Origin of the sequence: Neobacillus dielmonensis (assembly GCF_000612665.1) — a bacterium.
GTDB classification, from domain to species: Bacteria; Bacillota; Bacilli; order Bacillales; family Cytobacillaceae; genus Neobacillus; species Neobacillus dielmonensis.
Genome location: NZ_HG942062.1, coordinates 1 through 16,214, shown reverse-complemented (window position 1 = coordinate 16,214; position 16,214 = coordinate 1). Strand labels below are relative to the sequence as shown.

14 protein-coding genes and 1 tRNA gene are annotated in these 16,214 nt (G+C 41.6%); all 15 read left to right on the top strand.

Annotated features, from left to right (window positions below; genetic code table 11):
• The first annotated feature begins 115 nt into the window (after positions 1-115).
• The 15 genes from BN2425_RS11575 (at position 116) to yihA (ending at position 15,657) form a co-directional block, all read left to right on the top strand.
• Positions 116-700, top strand: a complete 585-nt coding sequence (locus BN2425_RS11575) for a class D sortase (protein ID WP_042459330.1) — start codon at positions 116-118, stop codon at positions 698-700.
• 233 nt (positions 701-933) lie between these two features.
• Positions 934-1,158 (top strand): helix-turn-helix domain-containing protein, encoded by a 225-nt coding sequence (locus tag BN2425_RS11570; protein WP_042459328.1) that lies wholly within the window; start codon positions 934-936, stop codon positions 1,156-1,158.
• A 306-nt stretch (positions 1,159-1,464) separates the two neighbouring features.
• On the top strand, positions 1,465-1,914 hold the full coding sequence (locus BN2425_RS11565) for a MarR family winged helix-turn-helix transcriptional regulator (protein WP_042459325.1): 450 nt from the start codon (positions 1,465-1,467) through the stop codon (positions 1,912-1,914).
• Between the two features lie 159 nt (positions 1,915-2,073).
• Positions 2,074-2,868: a glutamate racemase gene (gene racE, locus BN2425_RS11560; RefSeq protein ID WP_042459333.1), complete on the top strand. Its 795-nt coding sequence runs from the start codon at positions 2,074-2,076 to the stop codon at positions 2,866-2,868.
• A gap of 135 nt (positions 2,869-3,003) precedes the next feature.
• Positions 3,004-4,050, top strand: a complete 1,047-nt coding sequence (locus BN2425_RS11555) for a GerMN domain-containing protein (protein WP_042459323.1) — start codon at positions 3,004-3,006, stop codon at positions 4,048-4,050.
• A 120-nt stretch (positions 4,051-4,170) separates the two neighbouring features.
• The gene (gene rph / locus BN2425_RS11550; protein ID WP_042459320.1) at positions 4,171-4,926 is read left to right on the top strand and encodes a ribonuclease PH; all 756 of its coding nucleotides are present in this window, start codon (positions 4,171-4,173) and stop codon (positions 4,924-4,926) included.
• Positions 4,927-4,972: 46 nt separating this feature from the next.
• Positions 4,973-5,584: an XTP/dITP diphosphatase gene (locus BN2425_RS11545; protein ID WP_042459318.1), complete on the top strand. Its 612-nt coding sequence runs from the start codon at positions 4,973-4,975 to the stop codon at positions 5,582-5,584.
• Positions 5,581-6,090 carry a metallophosphoesterase family protein gene (locus BN2425_RS11540; RefSeq protein WP_042459316.1) on the top strand — a complete coding sequence of 170 codons (510 nt, stop codon included), beginning with the start codon at positions 5,581-5,583 and terminating at the stop codon, positions 6,088-6,090. The genes BN2425_RS11545 and BN2425_RS11540 overlap by 4 nt, the downstream gene beginning before the upstream one ends.
• Positions 6,091-6,209: 119 nt before the next feature.
• Positions 6,210-6,286: transfer RNA gene (locus BN2425_RS11535), tRNA-Arg, on the top strand.
• Positions 6,287-6,384: 98 nt separating this feature from the next.
• The gene (locus BN2425_RS11530) at positions 6,385-7,410 is read left to right on the top strand and encodes a tetratricopeptide repeat protein (RefSeq protein WP_042459313.1); all 1,026 of its coding nucleotides are present in this window, start codon (positions 6,385-6,387) and stop codon (positions 7,408-7,410) included.
• Between the two features lie 168 nt (positions 7,411-7,578).
• Positions 7,579-8,865: a trigger factor gene (gene tig / locus BN2425_RS11525; protein WP_042459310.1), complete on the top strand. Its 1,287-nt coding sequence runs from the start codon at positions 7,579-7,581 to the stop codon at positions 8,863-8,865.
• A 548-nt stretch (positions 8,866-9,413) separates the two neighbouring features.
• Positions 9,414-10,673 (top strand): ATP-dependent protease ATP-binding subunit ClpX, encoded by a 1,260-nt coding sequence (gene clpX / locus BN2425_RS11520; RefSeq protein ID WP_042459307.1) that lies wholly within the window; start codon positions 9,414-9,416, stop codon positions 10,671-10,673.
• 191 nt (positions 10,674-10,864) lie between these two features.
• Positions 10,865-12,532: an ATP-dependent protease LonB gene (gene lonB, locus BN2425_RS11515; protein ID WP_042459304.1), complete on the top strand. Its 1,668-nt coding sequence runs from the start codon at positions 10,865-10,867 to the stop codon at positions 12,530-12,532.
• Positions 12,533-12,751: 219 nt separating this feature from the next.
• Entirely contained in the window at positions 12,752-15,079 is a 2,328-nt protein-coding gene (lon, locus tag BN2425_RS11510; protein WP_042459301.1) for an endopeptidase La, read from the top strand.
• On the top strand, positions 15,076-15,657 hold the full coding sequence (yihA, locus tag BN2425_RS11505) for a ribosome biogenesis GTP-binding protein YihA/YsxC (RefSeq protein ID WP_042459298.1): 582 nt from the start codon (positions 15,076-15,078) through the stop codon (positions 15,655-15,657). The genes lon and yihA overlap by 4 nt, the downstream gene beginning before the upstream one ends.
• Positions 15,658-16,214: the final 557 nt, after the last annotated feature.

The following is a 16,214-nucleotide window of genomic DNA, read 5'->3' as shown; positions in this document are numbered from 1 at the left end:
ACCCCCTCCTACTCGATTAACGTCCATATCTAGAATATTCTTATAGTCCAATTCACTTACGTTTGATATACTTGGATTATCAAGTCTAATTGTAAAAAAAGGAAGGTACGGTTAGGTGAAAGCTAAGTTTCCACTTTTGATAATATTCATTGGCTTAATCATCATCGGAATTGGTGTTTGGCAAATGATTGATGTGAAGGTCCAAACTGCCGCGTCCGTTGAGAAGGCAAAGAAGCTCGTTTCAGAAGAAAAACCTATTAAAACCGATAAAAAAACAGACGAGGCTGCTCCAACACCAAGTTTTGGAGATACGGTCGGCCTTTTGGTGATTCCAAAGTTAAAGTCGGAACTGGCGATTATTGAAGGCACCGATCCAGATGATCTGGCAAAAGGAGTTGGCCATTATAAAGGTTCCTATTTTCCGGGAGATAACGGGCAAATTGTGTTGTCAGGACATCGCGATACTGTTTTCCGCCACTTAGGGGAGCTAAAGATTGGTGATACTTTTCAAGTGAAAATGCCAAATGGAAACTTTACCTATGAAATTACCGATACTAAAATTGTAAAATCAAATGACACCAGTATTATTACGCTGCAAAATCAAAAAGAGGAATTAATCGTGACGACTTGCTATCCATTTCGCTATGTAGGCAATGCGCCGAAACGATATATTATCTATGCCAAGCCAAAAAGCTCCTAAGGGGCTTTTTTATTTTATTGCTCGGAAAGCGGGCGACTGGAGCGGAAATCAACAGCCATATATAATTGAGCCTATTTTTAGAAGAATTTAAAAAAACAAGGAAAACTTTTATAATTTATCATTTCTCTTAAGCGATTTAGTCACTACAAGTGTATCGTTCACATAAGATATGTTGACTAAATATATACCCACCCCCGGTGCATAACTGGCGAAGGCAAGGAGGGTCACAATACTTGAAGGAGAATGATTATACTCACAAGCCATTACTCACCAAACGAGAAAGAGAAGTATTCGAGCTGTTAGTACAAGATAAAACAACAAAGGAAATCGCTAGTGAATTATTTATAAGCGAAAAGACAGTTCGAAACCATATTTCGAATGCTATGCAAAAGCTTGGTGTTAAGGGGCGATCACAAGCAGTTGTAGAACTCCTTCGTATGGGAGAGCTAGAACTTTAAACATGACCGGCATCCAGTTTTGGAGGCCGGTTCATACATTTACATAGATAAATGGTATCCGCATTCAATAGCGTTTCGTATTAATGATGGAACTGGGCTATTAATAGTCTAGCAAACTGGAATGCTAGATAAAGAAGATTCCTATTTGTTACATAACCTACCTTCGTTCTGCTTGGTATGAAAAGTTCCAGCTTGAAATTTTAGAGAAAAAAGTAGAAAATAAGGACATGCTTGACGTGTTCAGCCGAAAAATGTTTTTTAATACTCAAGTCTTGAGTAGAAGCATATTTTAGGAGTGTATGGTTCATGGAACTAGAAAATCTTTCAACCCCCCATGCAGAAATTGTGGGAACAATTGAAAAAGAATTACGGTATATCTCAGGAATTGTTAAGCAAAAGGGGCGGGAAATTTTAAACAACTATAAAATTACCCCACCGCAATTTGTTGCTCTGCAATGGCTTTTTGAGGACGGAGATATGACAATTGGTGAATTATCGAATAAAATGTATTTGGCCTGCAGCACGACTACCGATTTAATTGATCGAATGGAACGAAATCTTTTAGTTGAACGGGTTAAAGATACGAACGACCGGCGTGTGGTAAGAATTCATTTGCTTGATGAAGGTAAGAGAATTATCAATGAAGTGATTAACCAACGTCAGGCTTATCTTGTGGAAATCTTGAAAAATTTCTCATCTGAAGAAATTCAACTCCTATCCAGCAGTTTAGTGAAATTACATCAAGAAATGCGTTAAAGGACCTTTCCTGCAGATTAGAAGGGTCCTGACGCAGTTGAATTTAGGCGATGAGGCGGGCTCATGGCAAGAGGCTCTTCGGTTCGTGATCCGAACCAAGTATTTTGGGGTGTTGTCTGTCTCGAGTCAGCCCATAAGCTAAAAATGGGGCGAAAAGTTTTGAAGCAAGCTATCGGTGTGATTGATTCCGGTGTTGGCGGACTGACCGTTGCCAAAGAGGTAATGAGGCAGCTGCCGAATGAAAAAATCATTTACTTGGGTGACACAAAGCGCTGTCCGTATGGACCAAGGTCAACGAATGAAGTAAGGCGGTTTACATGGGAATTGACGAACTTTTTATTAGAAAAAAATATTAAAATGCTTGTGATTGCTTGTAACACAGCAACAGCGGCAGCATTAGATGATATACGAAAAGAATTATCCATCCCAGTTATTGGAGTCATTAATCCAGGGGCGAGGGCAGCCATCAAGCGGACCAAAAATTATCGGGTTGGCATTATTGGCACAGAAGGTACCGTCAAAAGCGGGGCCTATGAAAAAGCACTTAAATCTTTAAACAGCCGTCTTTATGTAAAAGCCCATGCTTGTCCAAAATTTGTTCCTCTCGTTGAGAGCGGTGAATATGAAGGGCCCATTGCAGAAAGAATTGTCAATGAATCGCTGCAATGTCTATTACATGATCATTTAGATACACTTATTTTGGGCTGCACCCATTATCCTCTCCTCGAACCTTTGGTTAAACATGTTATGGGCGAGAAAGTTCATGTGATTAGTTCCGGTGACGAGACGGCTCGCGAAGTCAGTGCAATTCTTCAGTATAATGGAATTTTAGAATCAGATGAAGTAGAACCAGAACATGAATTTTACACAACTGGTTCTAGATGGATTTTTTCCAAAATTGCTTCCCAATGGCTGGGTTTCCCAGTCGACCATGTGAAAAAAATTAAATTATAAAAGTAAGCTCCGATTTTTCTTCGGGACTTATTTTTATAAAGAATGAGGTTTTGTCCAATTTTTTTTCCCAAGACGGTCTAAAATTTTTCAAGGCTCGTATATATGATAGTACAAACTGTCTTTGGGGGGAAAAATATGTTCAAACATAAAGGGAAAATTATTGGTTCCACTGTGCTAACGGCTTCCGTATTATTATCCGGCTGCGGCTTGTTTGAAACGGAGACACAAAAGAAGATTGATCCGCCAAAAACATCTGTTACGGTGGAGGAAAAAGACACAAGCAACAAGACAACAGAGGGCAAAGAAAATACAGAAAACACAATTAAAACGGAGCTATATCTCATGGATAAGAATGGGTACGTAGTCCCGCAAACATTAAATCTGCCGAAAACCAAATCAGTCGCAACACAAGCACTTCAGTACCTAGTGGTCAATGGTCCGGTAACCGACCTGCTGCCGAATGATTTCAAAGCAGTGTTGCCAGAAGACACAGAACTTAGTGTTGATATCAAAGATGGGGTGGCAACGGTTAATTTTTCAAAGGAATTTAAAAATTATCAGCCCGAGGATGAAATGAAAATCCTACAATCTGTCACTTGGACGTTGACGCAATTTGACAATGTTAAATCCGTGAAATTAAAAATGAACGGACATGAACTGACAGAAATGCCTGTTAATGGGACGCCAATTAGCGATCATCTGACTAGGGCCACAGGAATTAATCTGGATACGACAGACGTCATTGATATAACGAACACGAAGCCGATCACCGTTTATTATATTGGCGGCGAAGAAGGTTCTTATTACTATGTGCCGGTTACACGCAGGGTTTCAAACAAGGAGAAGGATCCGATAACGGCGGCAGTCAATGAATTAATTAAAGGACCGAGTGACCAATCCAACCTTGTCTCGGAGTTTATGCCGGATGCAAAACTTCTCGATGCGAAATACAAGGATGGTACTGTTACCTTAAACTTTGATAAAAATATTTATGGCAGCTTTGAAGAAAAAGTGATATCCCAGCATTTGCTTGATGCCTTAGTTCTTTCTTTAACGGAACAAAAAGGGGTACAAAAAGTAGCTGTACAGGTGGATGGCAAGGCGGGGTTGAAAAATGACCAAGGTAAAAAGCTATCAGAGCCAGTAACGCGGCCAGAAAAAGTCAATACGGGTAGTTTTTAAGAAACCATTTTTGATATACTATATAATGGCAAGGAAAGAGGCAGGCTTGAAGCCGCGCCTCTTTCTTAATTTAATTTATAAGTTATTATTCTTTTACCGAAGCATAGAGGAGGCAGAATCGTGCGCGTAGATGGAAGAGAATTGCTTCAATTAAGACCCATACATATTGAAACCAATTATTTAATGCATCCGGAAGGTTCCGTTCTTATTTCCGTCGGAAACACGAAGGTTATTTGCACAGCAAGCATTGAGGAACGTGTACCTCCATTCATGAGAGGAGAAGGGAAAGGCTGGATTACGGCTGAATATTCCATGCTTCCCCGGGCAACCGAAACAAGGAATATCCGAGAATCCTCAAAAGGGAAGGTTTCTGGGAGGACAATGGAAATCCAACGGTTAATCGGCCGGGCGCTTAGAGCGGTGGTTGACCTACAAGCACTTGGTGAAAGAACCGTTTGGATTGACTGTGACGTCATCCAGGCCGATGGAGGCACCAGGACCGCTTCCATTACAGGGGCGTTTGTTGCAATGGCATTTGCCTTGAATGGTCTTACCAAAAAGCGGTCATTGCCAAGGTTCCCAATTACTGATTATTTAGCTGCTACAAGTGTGGGAATCCTCCAAGATAATCAGACGGTGCTTGACCTCAATTATCGAGAAGATTCCAAGGCACATGTGGATATGAATGTGGTCATGACGGGCAAAGGAGAATTTGTAGAATTGCAAGGAACGGGTGAAGAATCCACTTTTTCTTATGATCAACTCCATAGCTTGTTGCATGCTGCCCAGGAAGGTTTGATGGAATTATTTGAATATCAAAAAGCAGCGCTCGGTGAGGAAATATCGCAAAAAATAGAGAATATAAGGGCCAAGTAAACTAGCCAGCTTCAATGGCTAATTTTTGAAAAAAGAGGCGATTATCATGAAAGAAGTAATTATAGCAACAAAAAATCCGGGAAAAGCAAGGGAATTTGAACATATTTTTGCGCCAAGAGGGATTGCAGTGCGGACTTTGCTTGACTTTCCGGATATTCCTGAGGTCGAAGAGACTGGTTCGACATTTGAGGAAAATGCCATTTTAAAAGCAGAAACGATTTCGAAAACATTGAATCGAATGGTCATTGGAGATGATTCGGGATTAATGGTGGACGCACTGGATGGAAGACCTGGTATTTTTTCAGCCCGATATGCCGGGGAGCCGAAAAATGACCAAAACAACACCAATAAACTTTTATCTGAGCTTCAAGATGTACCGGAAGAAAAACGGACTGCGAGGTTCTATTGTGCACTGGCAACTGCGATCCCCGGCCGGGAAACGTTCACGGTACATGGTACTTGTGAAGGCAGAATTTTAGAGGAGCCTAGAGGGACGAATGGATTTGGCTACGACCCGGTATTTTATGTTCCGGACCAAGGAGTGAGCATGGCGGAACTTACTTCTGATGAAAAAAATAAAATCAGCCACCGAGCGAATGCACTGAAAAAGTTAGATGCTGTATTAGATGACCTTTTAGAAAGAGCGGATTGGCAATGAGTAAAGTACTAGTAATCAGTGACAGCCATGGTTTAACGAAGGAACTTCAAGTCATTCGGGAACGGCATCTTAAGGAAGTAGATCTCCTGATTCATTGCGGCGATTCACAGCTCCTGCCTGATGACCCAGCGATTTCTGGATACTTTACAGTGGGTGGGAATTGTGATTTTGGCAAGTATCCACAAGAGCTGATCACCAATGTGGGGGGCAAAAAGTTTTACATAACACATGGACATCATTATGATGTGAAATATTCGTTAATGAATTTAAAATACAAGGCCCAAGAGGTCAGTGCCGATATCGTTTGTTTTGGACATTCACATGAATTAGGAGCAGAATTAGTGGACGGAATTTTATTTTTAAATCCGGGCAGCGTCCGCTTGCCGCGCGGTCGTGTAGAAAAAACGTATTGTATTCTCGATGTGGACAAAGATTCGGTAAAACTGACCGTTTATGACGATTCCGGACGGAAGCTGGACAGCTTGTCCAAGGAGTTTACCTTTTAACTAATTCAAGGGGGAGCTTTGGCTCTTCCCCTTTTTAAAAAAGTTGGCAAAAACCTGTTGACATTAAGTTGTTAGGGTAATATAATGAATCTTGTCTTTGATACACTGATACACTCAATGTCCCAGTAGCTCAGCCGGATAGAGCATACGCCTTCTAAGCGTACGGTCGGGAGTTCGAATCTCTCCTGGGACGCCATACTACATACCAGAAATTAACTCACCCGTATGGTGAGTTTTTTTTATGCACGCTTTATGATACACTATTTTCCAATGACATTTGAAGGACGGTTTTTTATGAAAAAGCGGGAACAAGTGAAACGAAAAGACAATGTAATTTTCTTTCCCGGCGTTGAAAAGAGGTTAACAGCCAAAGGTCTGGACAGCCTGCAGGCGAGAAAGTACTCCGAAGCCATCGCTTTGCTAGAGGAAGCGATGGAGTTGGATCCTGATAATGATGAAATCTTAATTGGTCTTGTACTTGCTTATTTCGAAGCAGCTGCCTATCAAAAAGCAAAGGTTCTGGCAAAGGACATGCTGTTAAAGGGCATTGGCGACTATTATAAAATGGTCGACTTGTATTTAACGGTACTGATACAGCTCCATGAGTACCAAGAAATTGTCACCACCATTGAAGCGCTGTTAGAGGAAAAGGAGATTATTCCGGAAAAGCTGTCCCATTTTATGAACATCCTGCAGTTTAGTAGGAAAATGGCTGAAAATCATCAGCCGTCTGCAGATGGACCTGAACAGGACGAACCTGGGCCTCAGTCACTAAATCTTTTAAAGCTGACTGACCTTAATGAACAAATGCTACTCGTATCGAGCTTGGCGGACAAAAATATCCGCCCCTATGTATCTGAGATGGAAGAATACTTAAAAACAGAGACCGGACATCCGCTGCTGAAGACAGTTCTATTAACACTGTTGAAGGAGCAGGAGATCGACAGTGACATGGTTGTTAGAAAATTTAATCAGGAAAAACAAGTGAAACCGGCACTTCTTCTAGATGCTAGAATGATACCGGAAATGCTCGCCGTAAAGGATCTTGTAGCAGAGAGCTTGGAGAATAAGGACCCGGTCCTATTTGGGAATATTATTGCACTGGTGGAACGGATTTATTTTATCAGTTATCCCTTTGATTTGGAGCCGAACAATCTTACTGCCTGGGCAGCAGCCTTTATTCTCCTTGGATTTGAATATTTGGGTATCGAAGCGGAAATACAGGAAATAGCAGAAGAATTCGAGGCTTTGCCAGCTGAAATCAATCAGGCAATGGAGCAAATTATCGAATTAGAGAAAATTTCCTATCCCAATATATAGCATGAAATGTTGAAAGAAACTGAACGTGTGGTATAATGTAAGGGTTGCATTGTGTAAAAAGAAAAGTTTTTACATAAAAAAGTAGAAATTGGCTTGGTTCGACAGGGCATATCTACAGTAAATTTGTTGTGAATGAAAAAAGGAATAGATGTTGGAGGGAAAATAGGTATGACTGCAAATTGGGAAAAGTTAGAAGGAAACCGCGGCGTACTTACATTTGATGTAAGTGCAGAAAAAGTTAACGAAGGCTTAGACGCTGCGTTCAAAAAAGTGGTAAAACAAATCAACGTTCCTGGCTTCCGTAAAGGGAAAATGCCTCGTGCAATGTTTGAAAAGCGTTTTGGTATTGAGTCTTTATTCCAAGATACTTTAGACATCATTTTTCCAGAAGCTTATATGAGTGCAATCGACGAAACAGGCATTGAGCCAATTGCACAACCGGAAAATGTTGACTTTGACCTTGAGCAAATGGGCAAAGATAAAGATTTTACTTTCAAAGCGACTGTACAAGTGAAGCCTGAAGTGAAATTAGGCGATTACAAAGGCCTTGAAGTAGAAGCTTTTGATACAACTGTTACGGACGAAGATGTTCAAAAAGAATTGGAACAACTTCAAAGCCGCCATGCAGAATTAGTCGTAAAAGAAGACGAACCTGCTGAAAACGGTGATACTGTTGTGATCGATTTTGAAGGATTTGTTGATGGAGAAGCATTTGAAGGTGGAAAAGCAGATAACTACTCTCTTGAGTTAGGAACAGGTTCTTTCATCCCAGGCTTTGAAGAGCAACTTGTTGGTGTGAAAGCTGGCGAATCTAAAGATGTGGAAGTAAACTTCCCTGAAGAATACCATGCAGCTGAGCTTGCAGGCAAACCTGCAACCTTTAAAGTGACTGTTCATGAAGTAAAAGGAAAAGAACTTCCTGAATTAGATGATGAGTTTGCAAAAGATGCTGACGATGAAGTTGAAACATTAGATGCATTAAAAGAAAAAATTAGAACTCGTCTTCAAGACAGCAAAAACCATGAAGCAGAGCACCACATTCAAGATTCAGTAATTGATCAAGCTGCAGCCAATGCAGAAGTAGAAATTCCTGACGTGATGGTTGAAAGCGAAACAAACCGCATGCTTCAAGAATTCGAACAACGTTTGCAAATGCAAGGGATGAACCTTGAGCTTTATTATCAATTCTCAGGCCAAGATGAGGCTGCCCTTCGCGAACAAATGAAAGAAGATGCAACGAAGCGTGTTCGTGTAAACTTAGTATTAGAAGCAATTGCTAATGCAGAAAACCTAGAAGCAACAGAAGAAGATGTTAATGCAGAGCTTGAAAAAATGGCTGGCATGTACAACATGACTGTTGACAATATTAAAGCTGCCCTAGGCGGAACTGAAGGAATCAAGGCTGACCTTAGACTTCAAAAAGCAATTGATTTCCTAATTGAAAATAAGAAGTAATTTCTAGGGATGAGACTGCCCGTTTTCGCAGGCTCGAACTATGTCGTAAAATATATTTAACATAATAAGGTAAGGCACGATTTCAGTCGTGCCTTATTTTAGCTAATACGGAAGTATAAACTTTTTGTCGAAAGCTTTACTTCCATAACGTTAAGGGCAATTTCGCCTCTGTCAGCTCCCTTTCGGGTTTGCCAGACGGCGAGTTTTCTTTATACATTTTTTCAATTACATATTATAATAAGGACAGGGAAACCTTTTTCATAAGCAGGCAGGAATAATTTCGATTGAAAGCGAATTAAATAATTCCAAGGATAGCCCGATTTATTTTTTGGAAAAATGGTTATGATTATTTGGGTACATATGTTTTTGCTGCGAATCCTAACGATCCTAGAAACATATTTTGTATCAAGCTAATTATTTCCGGTCTGCCGATTAAATGTGTTACAATGCAAAATACATACCATTGACGTAATAGTAAAATATCGGAATTTGTTAGGATTCGCGATTTAAAATACTGCATCTAAATGTTTTTTCAAGGGGTGAAAGGTTTGTTTAAATTTAATGATGAAAAAGGACAATTAAAGTGTTCATTCTGTGGCAAGACACAGGACCAAGTCCGCAAATTAGTAGCTGGTCCGGGAGTATATATATGTGATGAGTGTATTGAACTTTGCACAGAAATCGTAGAAGAAGAGCTCGGAACAGAAGAAGAAGTGGAATTTAAGGATGTTCCAAAGCCGAGAGAAATTTGCGAAATTCTAGATGAGTATGTAATCGGTCAGGATAAAGCGAAGAAATCATTGTCTGTAGCAGTGTACAACCACTATAAGCGTATTAACTCTAACAGCAAAATTGATGATGTTGAGCTTTCCAAGAGTAACATATGTATGATTGGACCTACTGGCAGCGGTAAAACCTTGCTAGCTCAAACACTGGCGCGAATTTTAAATGTGCCTTTTGCAATCGCTGATGCGACATCGCTCACTGAGGCAGGCTATGTTGGGGAAGATGTTGAAAACATCTTGCTAAAATTAATTCAAGCAGCTGATTATGACGTAGAAAAGGCTGAAAAAGGCATTATTTATATTGATGAAATTGATAAAATTGCCCGCAAGTCTGAAAACCCATCGATTACTCGCGATGTATCCGGTGAAGGTGTTCAGCAGGCATTGTTAAAAATTCTTGAAGGTACGGTTGCTAGTGTTCCGCCTCAAGGTGGAAGAAAACATCCGCATCAAGAATTTATTCAAATCGATACCACCAACATTCTGTTTATATGCGGTGGTGCATTCGATGGCATTGAGCCGATTATTAAACGCCGTTTAGGTCAAAAGGTAATTGGATTTGGCGCTGACGTGAAGCAGCAGGAAATAAGCCAAAAAGAGCTGTTATCAAAAGTGCTTCCAGAAGACCTGTTACGTTTTGGTTTAATCCCAGAATTCATCGGTCGTCTACCAGTTATTGCCAGCCTCGAGCAGTTGGATGAGGAAGCATTAATTGAAATTTTGACCAAGCCAAAAAATGCACTTGTCAAGCAATATCAAAAAATGCTTGAAATCGATGATGTTGAGCTAGAATTTGAAGAAGGTGCCCTAAAAGAAATTGCCAAAAAGGCAATTGAACGTAAAACAGGTGCCCGTGGTCTACGCTCTATCATTGAAGGGATTATGCTGGATGTTATGTTTGACCTGCCATCTCGCAATGATATCTCAAAATGTATTATTACAAGTGAAACTGTTGCCGACAATGGAGCTCCAAAGCTTGTCTTAGAAGACGGAACAGTAGTGGCTGAAGAAAAATCAGCATAAATAAAAAGGACTTGGTGAAAGCCAAGTCCTTTTGCTGTCTTTATAAGGTATTTTTTCAACTTATCCTATCGTCGAGTTTTATCCATGCTGAATTACCTATCTTTTTTTGAATTGGGTTTATTCCGCTTTCCTGCAGGAAATACTTATTACTATCGATACGAAAGAGTTATAAGGTGTAGGAGGGAAAATTGATGAGTTGGACGGGGATTGCTTTATTTATTCAGCTGTTTTTTGGGATTATTATCGGCCTATATTTTTGGAACCTTTTAAAAAATCAGCGGACACAAAAGGTATCTATTGACCGTGAATCACGCAAAGAAATGGAACAGCTGCGAAAAATGAGATCGATTTCATTAACGGAACCTTTATCTGAAAAGGTACGTCCTACTAGCTTTAAAGACATTGTTGGCCAGGAGGATGGGATTAAGTCATTAAAAGCGGCTCTATGCGGACCGAACCCGCAGCACGTTATTATCTATGGACCGCCAGGGGTCGGTAAAACTGCGGCAGCCCGGCTGGTATTGGAGGAAGCAAAGAAAAATTCAAAATCACCCTTTAAACGTGATTCGGTATTTATCGAGTTGGATGCGACGACTGCCCGGTTCGATGAAAGAGGGATTGCCGACCCATTAATCGGATCGGTGCACGACCCGATTTATCAAGGAGCCGGTGCTATGGGACAAGCAGGAATTCCACAGCCTAAGCAAGGCGCTGTCACGAATGCGCATGGCGGGGTGCTGTTTATTGATGAAATTGGAGAATTGCACCCGATTCAAATGAACAAGCTGTTAAAAGTTTTAGAGGACAGAAAAGTATATTTAGAAAGTGCCTATTATCATGAGGAAAATACACAAATTCCTTCACACATACATGATATTTTTAAAAATGGGCTGCCGGCTGATTTCAGATTAATTGGAGCGACTACTAGAACCCCAAGTGAAATACCACCAGCAATCCGGTCGCGGTGTATGGAGGTATTTTTCAGAGATTTAACACAGGAAGAGATTATGACAGTAGCCAAAAAGGCTGCGGACAAAGTCAATATGGAAATTCATGAATCAGGCATTCAAACGCTTTCCACCTATGCGAGAAATGGACGGGAAACAGTGAATATGATTCAAATCGCAGCAGGGCTTGCGATTACCGAGGATCGAAGCTATATCAAAGACGAAGACATTGAGTGGGTCATTCAATCAAGCCAGTTAACGCCTAGAATGGAACGAATGATTAACGAAGAGGCCCAGGTTGGGTTGGTTAACGGACTGGCTGTGTATGGTCCGAACTCAGGAGCATTGCTGGAAATCGAAGTAACGGTCATACCGGCCAAAGAAAAAGGGTCGATAAATATTACCGGTATTGTGGAAGAAGAAAGTATTGGCGGGCAAGGCAAGTCAATTCGCCGTAAAAGTATGGCCCGCGGCTCGATTGAGAATGTCATTACTGTACTGCGATCCATGGGGGTACCAGCCAATGACTATGATATCCATGTGAATTTCCCTGGTGGTGTGCCGATTGACGGACCTTCTGCTGGAATTGCCATGGCCACAGGGATTTACTCGGCAATTTACAAAATACCGATTGATAACACCGTCGCCATGACTGGAGAAATTAGCATTCACGGAAATGTGAAGCCAATCGGCGGGGTTTATCCAAAAGTAAAGGCCGCGAAAAAGGCCGGGGCCAAAACGGTCATCATCCCAGAAGAAAATATGCAAACACTCCTCAACGAGGTGGACGGCATCCGGATCATCCCAGTCACCCACCTACACGAAGTGTTCGATATCGCCCTAGTCAAAGAATTTACCCAAAACAGTGTCATACCAGCCTCAATCGAACTAACCAAAAAAGAATCCATCTAGGAGTGGGGCCTGTCCCCCACTCCTTTAACGTGGTAAAGCAATGGGGGACAGGCCCCGATATTTCTTAGTATTTTTTGGGTCAATGGGAAAGCTAATTTAAGGAGAAATTACGCTATCTCAAAAGATAGACACGTAAATATAAATGAGATAGAATTGTACAAAGACTATTCCGCAAATGCTGGAATGTTTCTATTTTTTAGTTCGTGGAGGTGCAGTTTTATGGCGAAACAGAATGAATTGATCGTCCCCCTCCTGCCGCTTCGAGGATTGCTTGTTTATCCGACAATGGTGCTTCATTTAGATGTAGGCCGTGAACGGTCTGTGCAAGCACTCGAAAAAGCAATGGTAGATGACCACTTAATTTTCTTGACCACTCAAAAGGATGTCTCTATAGATGAGCCAACCGAAGAGGATTTATACAAGTTTGGAACCTTAACAAAGGTTAAGCAAATGCTTAAACTTCCAAACGGTACGATTCGGGTTTTAGTTGAGGGTTTAAACAGGGCGGAGGTGATTTCATTACAAGATGAAGAGGATTATTACTCTGTCAGCGTTGTAACATATGAAGATCCAGAAACAAAGGATGTTGAAGACCAAGCATTAATGCGAACGATGCTTGATTATTTTGAACAATACATAAAACTTTCGAAAAAAATCTCTGCTGAAACATTTGCGTCTGTGACGGATATTGAGGAACCAGGTCGCATGGCAGATATCATTGCATCCCATTTGCCAATCAAGTTAAAGGAAAAACAAGAAATCCTTGAAACACTTGATGTCAAACAGCGGATGAATACGGTTATTGATATCATTTATAACGAAAAAGAAGTGCTGAATCTCGAAAAGAAGATCGGCCAACGTGTCAAGCGTTCAATGGAACGTACACAGAAAGAATATTATTTGCGTGAGCAGATGAAAGCGATTCAGAAGGAATTAGGCGATAAAGAAGGAAAAACTGGTGAAATTGCCGACCTGACCAAAAAAATTGAGGATGCCGGCATGCCGGAACATGTCAGAAATGCAGCGATGAAAGAATTGGACCGCTATGAAAAAGTGCCATCTAGTTCTGCTGAAAGCGGAGTAATTCGCAATTATATTGAATGGCTCATTTCGCTGCCATGGTCGAAAAAAACAGACGACAATATCGATATTGCCCGCGCTGAAAGAATCCTCAACGAAGAGCATTATGGACTTGAAAAAGTGAAAGAACGTGTTCTTGAGTATTTAGCCGTGCAAAAGCTCACCAATTCTCTAAAAGGGCCGATTCTTTGTTTGGCAGGACCTCCAGGGGTCGGAAAAACCAGTTTGGCCAAATCGATTGCCAGTTCGCTTAATCGAAATTTTGTCCGGGTTTCACTAGGCGGAATCCGAGATGAATCGGAAATTCGCGGTCACCGCAGAACTTATGTTGGTGCCATGCCTGGTCGGATTATCCAGGGCATGAAAAAGGCAGGAACGATTAATCCGGTATTTTTACTCGATGAAATTGATAAAATGTCCAGTGATTTCCGTGGCGATCCATCTAGTGCCCTTTTAGAAGTGTTAGACCCTGAACAAAATGCGAATTTCAGTGACCATTATATTGAAGAATCCTATGACCTATCAAAGGTCATGTTTATCGCCACCGCTAATAATCTTAGCACCATCCCAGGACCGCTATTGGACCGGATGGAAATCATCACGATTGCGGGCTACACGGAGCTTGAAAAAGTTCATATTACGAGAGACCACCTGCTTCCAAAGCAGATTAAAGAAAATGGTCTATCCAAAAGTGCCCTGCAGGTTCGCGATGATGCTATTTTAAAAGTGGTTCGTTATTATACCCGTGAAGCAGGAGTACGGAGCTTGGAGCGGCAAATGGCTACTATCTGCCGGAAGACGGCCAAGATTATCGTTTCCGGAGAGAAGAAGCGGGTGGTTGTAACGGAGAAAACAGTCGAAGACTTCCTTGGAAAACCAAGATTCCGCTATGGCCAAGCAGAGGCAGAAGACCAAGTCGGTGTTGCAACAGGTCTAGCCTATACAACGGTTGGCGGAGATACCTTGCAAATTGAGGTGTCGTTGGCTCCTGGAAAAGGCAAGCTCGTACTGACAGGTAAATTGGGCGATGTAATGAAGGAATCAGCGCAAGCTGCGTTTAGCTATGTGCGTTCAAAAGCGAAGGAACTTGGGATTGATGAGGATTTTCATGAAAAATACGATATCCATATTCACGTCCCGGAAGGCGCCGTGCCAAAAGATGGCCCTTCAGCAGGAATCACGATTGCCACGGCCTTGGTATCTGCCTTAACAGGTAAGCCTATCCGCCGTGAAGTGGGCATGACAGGTGAAATTACTCTACGTGGCCGGGTGCTGCCGATTGGCGGGTTGAAGGAGAAAACCCTCAGTGCCCACCGAGCCGGTTTAACCAAGGTCATTTTGCCAAAGGAAAATGAAATCGATATTGATGATATTCCAGAGAGTGTTCGTAGTGAACTTGAATTTGTCCCTGTGTCTCATTTAGATGAAGTTCTCAAGCATGCCCTCTTAGAGGGAGGAGCAAAATGAAGGTTGTAAGCTCCGATATTGTAATTAGTGCGGTGAAGCCGGACCAATATCCGGCCACCGATTTGCCTGAATTTGCCCTTGCCGGCCGAAGCAATGTGGGAAAGTCGTCGTTTATTAATCGATTGCTGAACCGCAAAGGCTTAGCAAGAATTTCTTCTAAACCAGGCAAGACCCAAACATTGAACTTTTACCTTATTAATGAAGTTTTACATTTTGTTGATGTTCCCGGCTATGGTTATGCAAAAGTTTCCAAAACCGAGCGCGCTGCTTGGGGGAGAATGATTGAGACTTATTTTACAACCCGGGAGCAGTTGCGAGCAGTGGTTATGATTGTAGACCTACGTCATCCGCCAACAGAGGACGATGTCATGATGTATGACTTTTTAAAGCATTATGGAATACCATGCATCGTCATTGCTACAAAGGCTGATAAGATTCCGAAGGGGAAATGGCAAAAGCACCTTAAGGTGACGAAGGAAACGTTGCAGCTTGAAAAAGATGACCATATTGTTGTGTTCTCTTCAGAAACAGGTGAGGGGAAAGACCAAGCCTGGTCTATTATTGAAAGTTATATGTGATCAAATACAAAAGCACACGAATTTTTCTGCTTGGAAATCTCGTGTGTTTTTATTATTGGTATTTCCATGAACATCCATAAATGGGTCATTAGTTTAGGAAAATAGGGTGTAAGAGCCCGGAAATGGGTCGTAATGATGTGAATGTAGGTAGTAAGTTGATAAAATTGGTTTATAAAAATAAAGGGGCTGTCCAAAAAGTCAGGTAACTGACTTTGGACAGCCCCTTTTTTATATTTTTTGGCTGGTTCGATTTGGCCTGTTGATCTGCGCTCCTGGCGCTTCGCTTTCCGCGGGGAGGTTCCGGAAGCTCCTCGGCGCTTGGCCTGCGGGGTCTCCCGAGACCTCTACATCCCGCAGGAGTCTTCGCGCCTTCCGCTCCAATCAACAGGGTGCAATCTATAGTTTTGGGCACCAAATAGCCAAATTAAAAAAAACAAAAAAGTCGTCTTTTCTTTTCTTGTAAAATGAAAGGTGCCACACCAACATTTTATAAATAATTGGGACAGTCCTCTTTTTATATTTTTTGGCTGGTTCGATTTGGCCTGTTGATTTGCGCT

Excerpts from the sequence above, each read along its gene's own strand:
- BN2425_RS11540 (WP_042459316.1), top strand. The coding sequence starts at position 5,581 with ATGAGTAAAGTACTAGTAATCAGTGACAGCCATGGTTTAACGAAGGAA.
- BN2425_RS11565 (WP_042459325.1), top strand. The coding sequence starts at position 1,465 with ATGGAACTAGAAAATCTTTCAACCCCCCATGCAGAAATTGTGGGAACA.
- BN2425_RS11530 (WP_042459313.1), top strand. The coding sequence starts at position 6,385 with ATGAAAAAGCGGGAACAAGTGAAACGAAAAGACAATGTAATTTTCTTT.
- BN2425_RS11545 (WP_042459318.1), top strand. The coding sequence starts at position 4,973 with ATGAAAGAAGTAATTATAGCAACAAAAAATCCGGGAAAAGCAAGGGAA.
- BN2425_RS11555 (WP_042459323.1), top strand. The coding sequence starts at position 3,004 with ATGTTCAAACATAAAGGGAAAATTATTGGTTCCACTGTGCTAACGGCT.
- lonB (WP_042459304.1), top strand. The coding sequence starts at position 10,865 with ATGAGTTGGACGGGGATTGCTTTATTTATTCAGCTGTTTTTTGGGATT.
- lon (WP_042459301.1), top strand. The coding sequence starts at position 12,752 with ATGGCGAAACAGAATGAATTGATCGTCCCCCTCCTGCCGCTTCGAGGA.
- yihA (WP_042459298.1), top strand. The coding sequence starts at position 15,076 with ATGAAGGTTGTAAGCTCCGATATTGTAATTAGTGCGGTGAAGCCGGAC.
- tig (WP_042459310.1), top strand. The coding sequence starts at position 7,579 with ATGACTGCAAATTGGGAAAAGTTAGAAGGAAACCGCGGCGTACTTACA.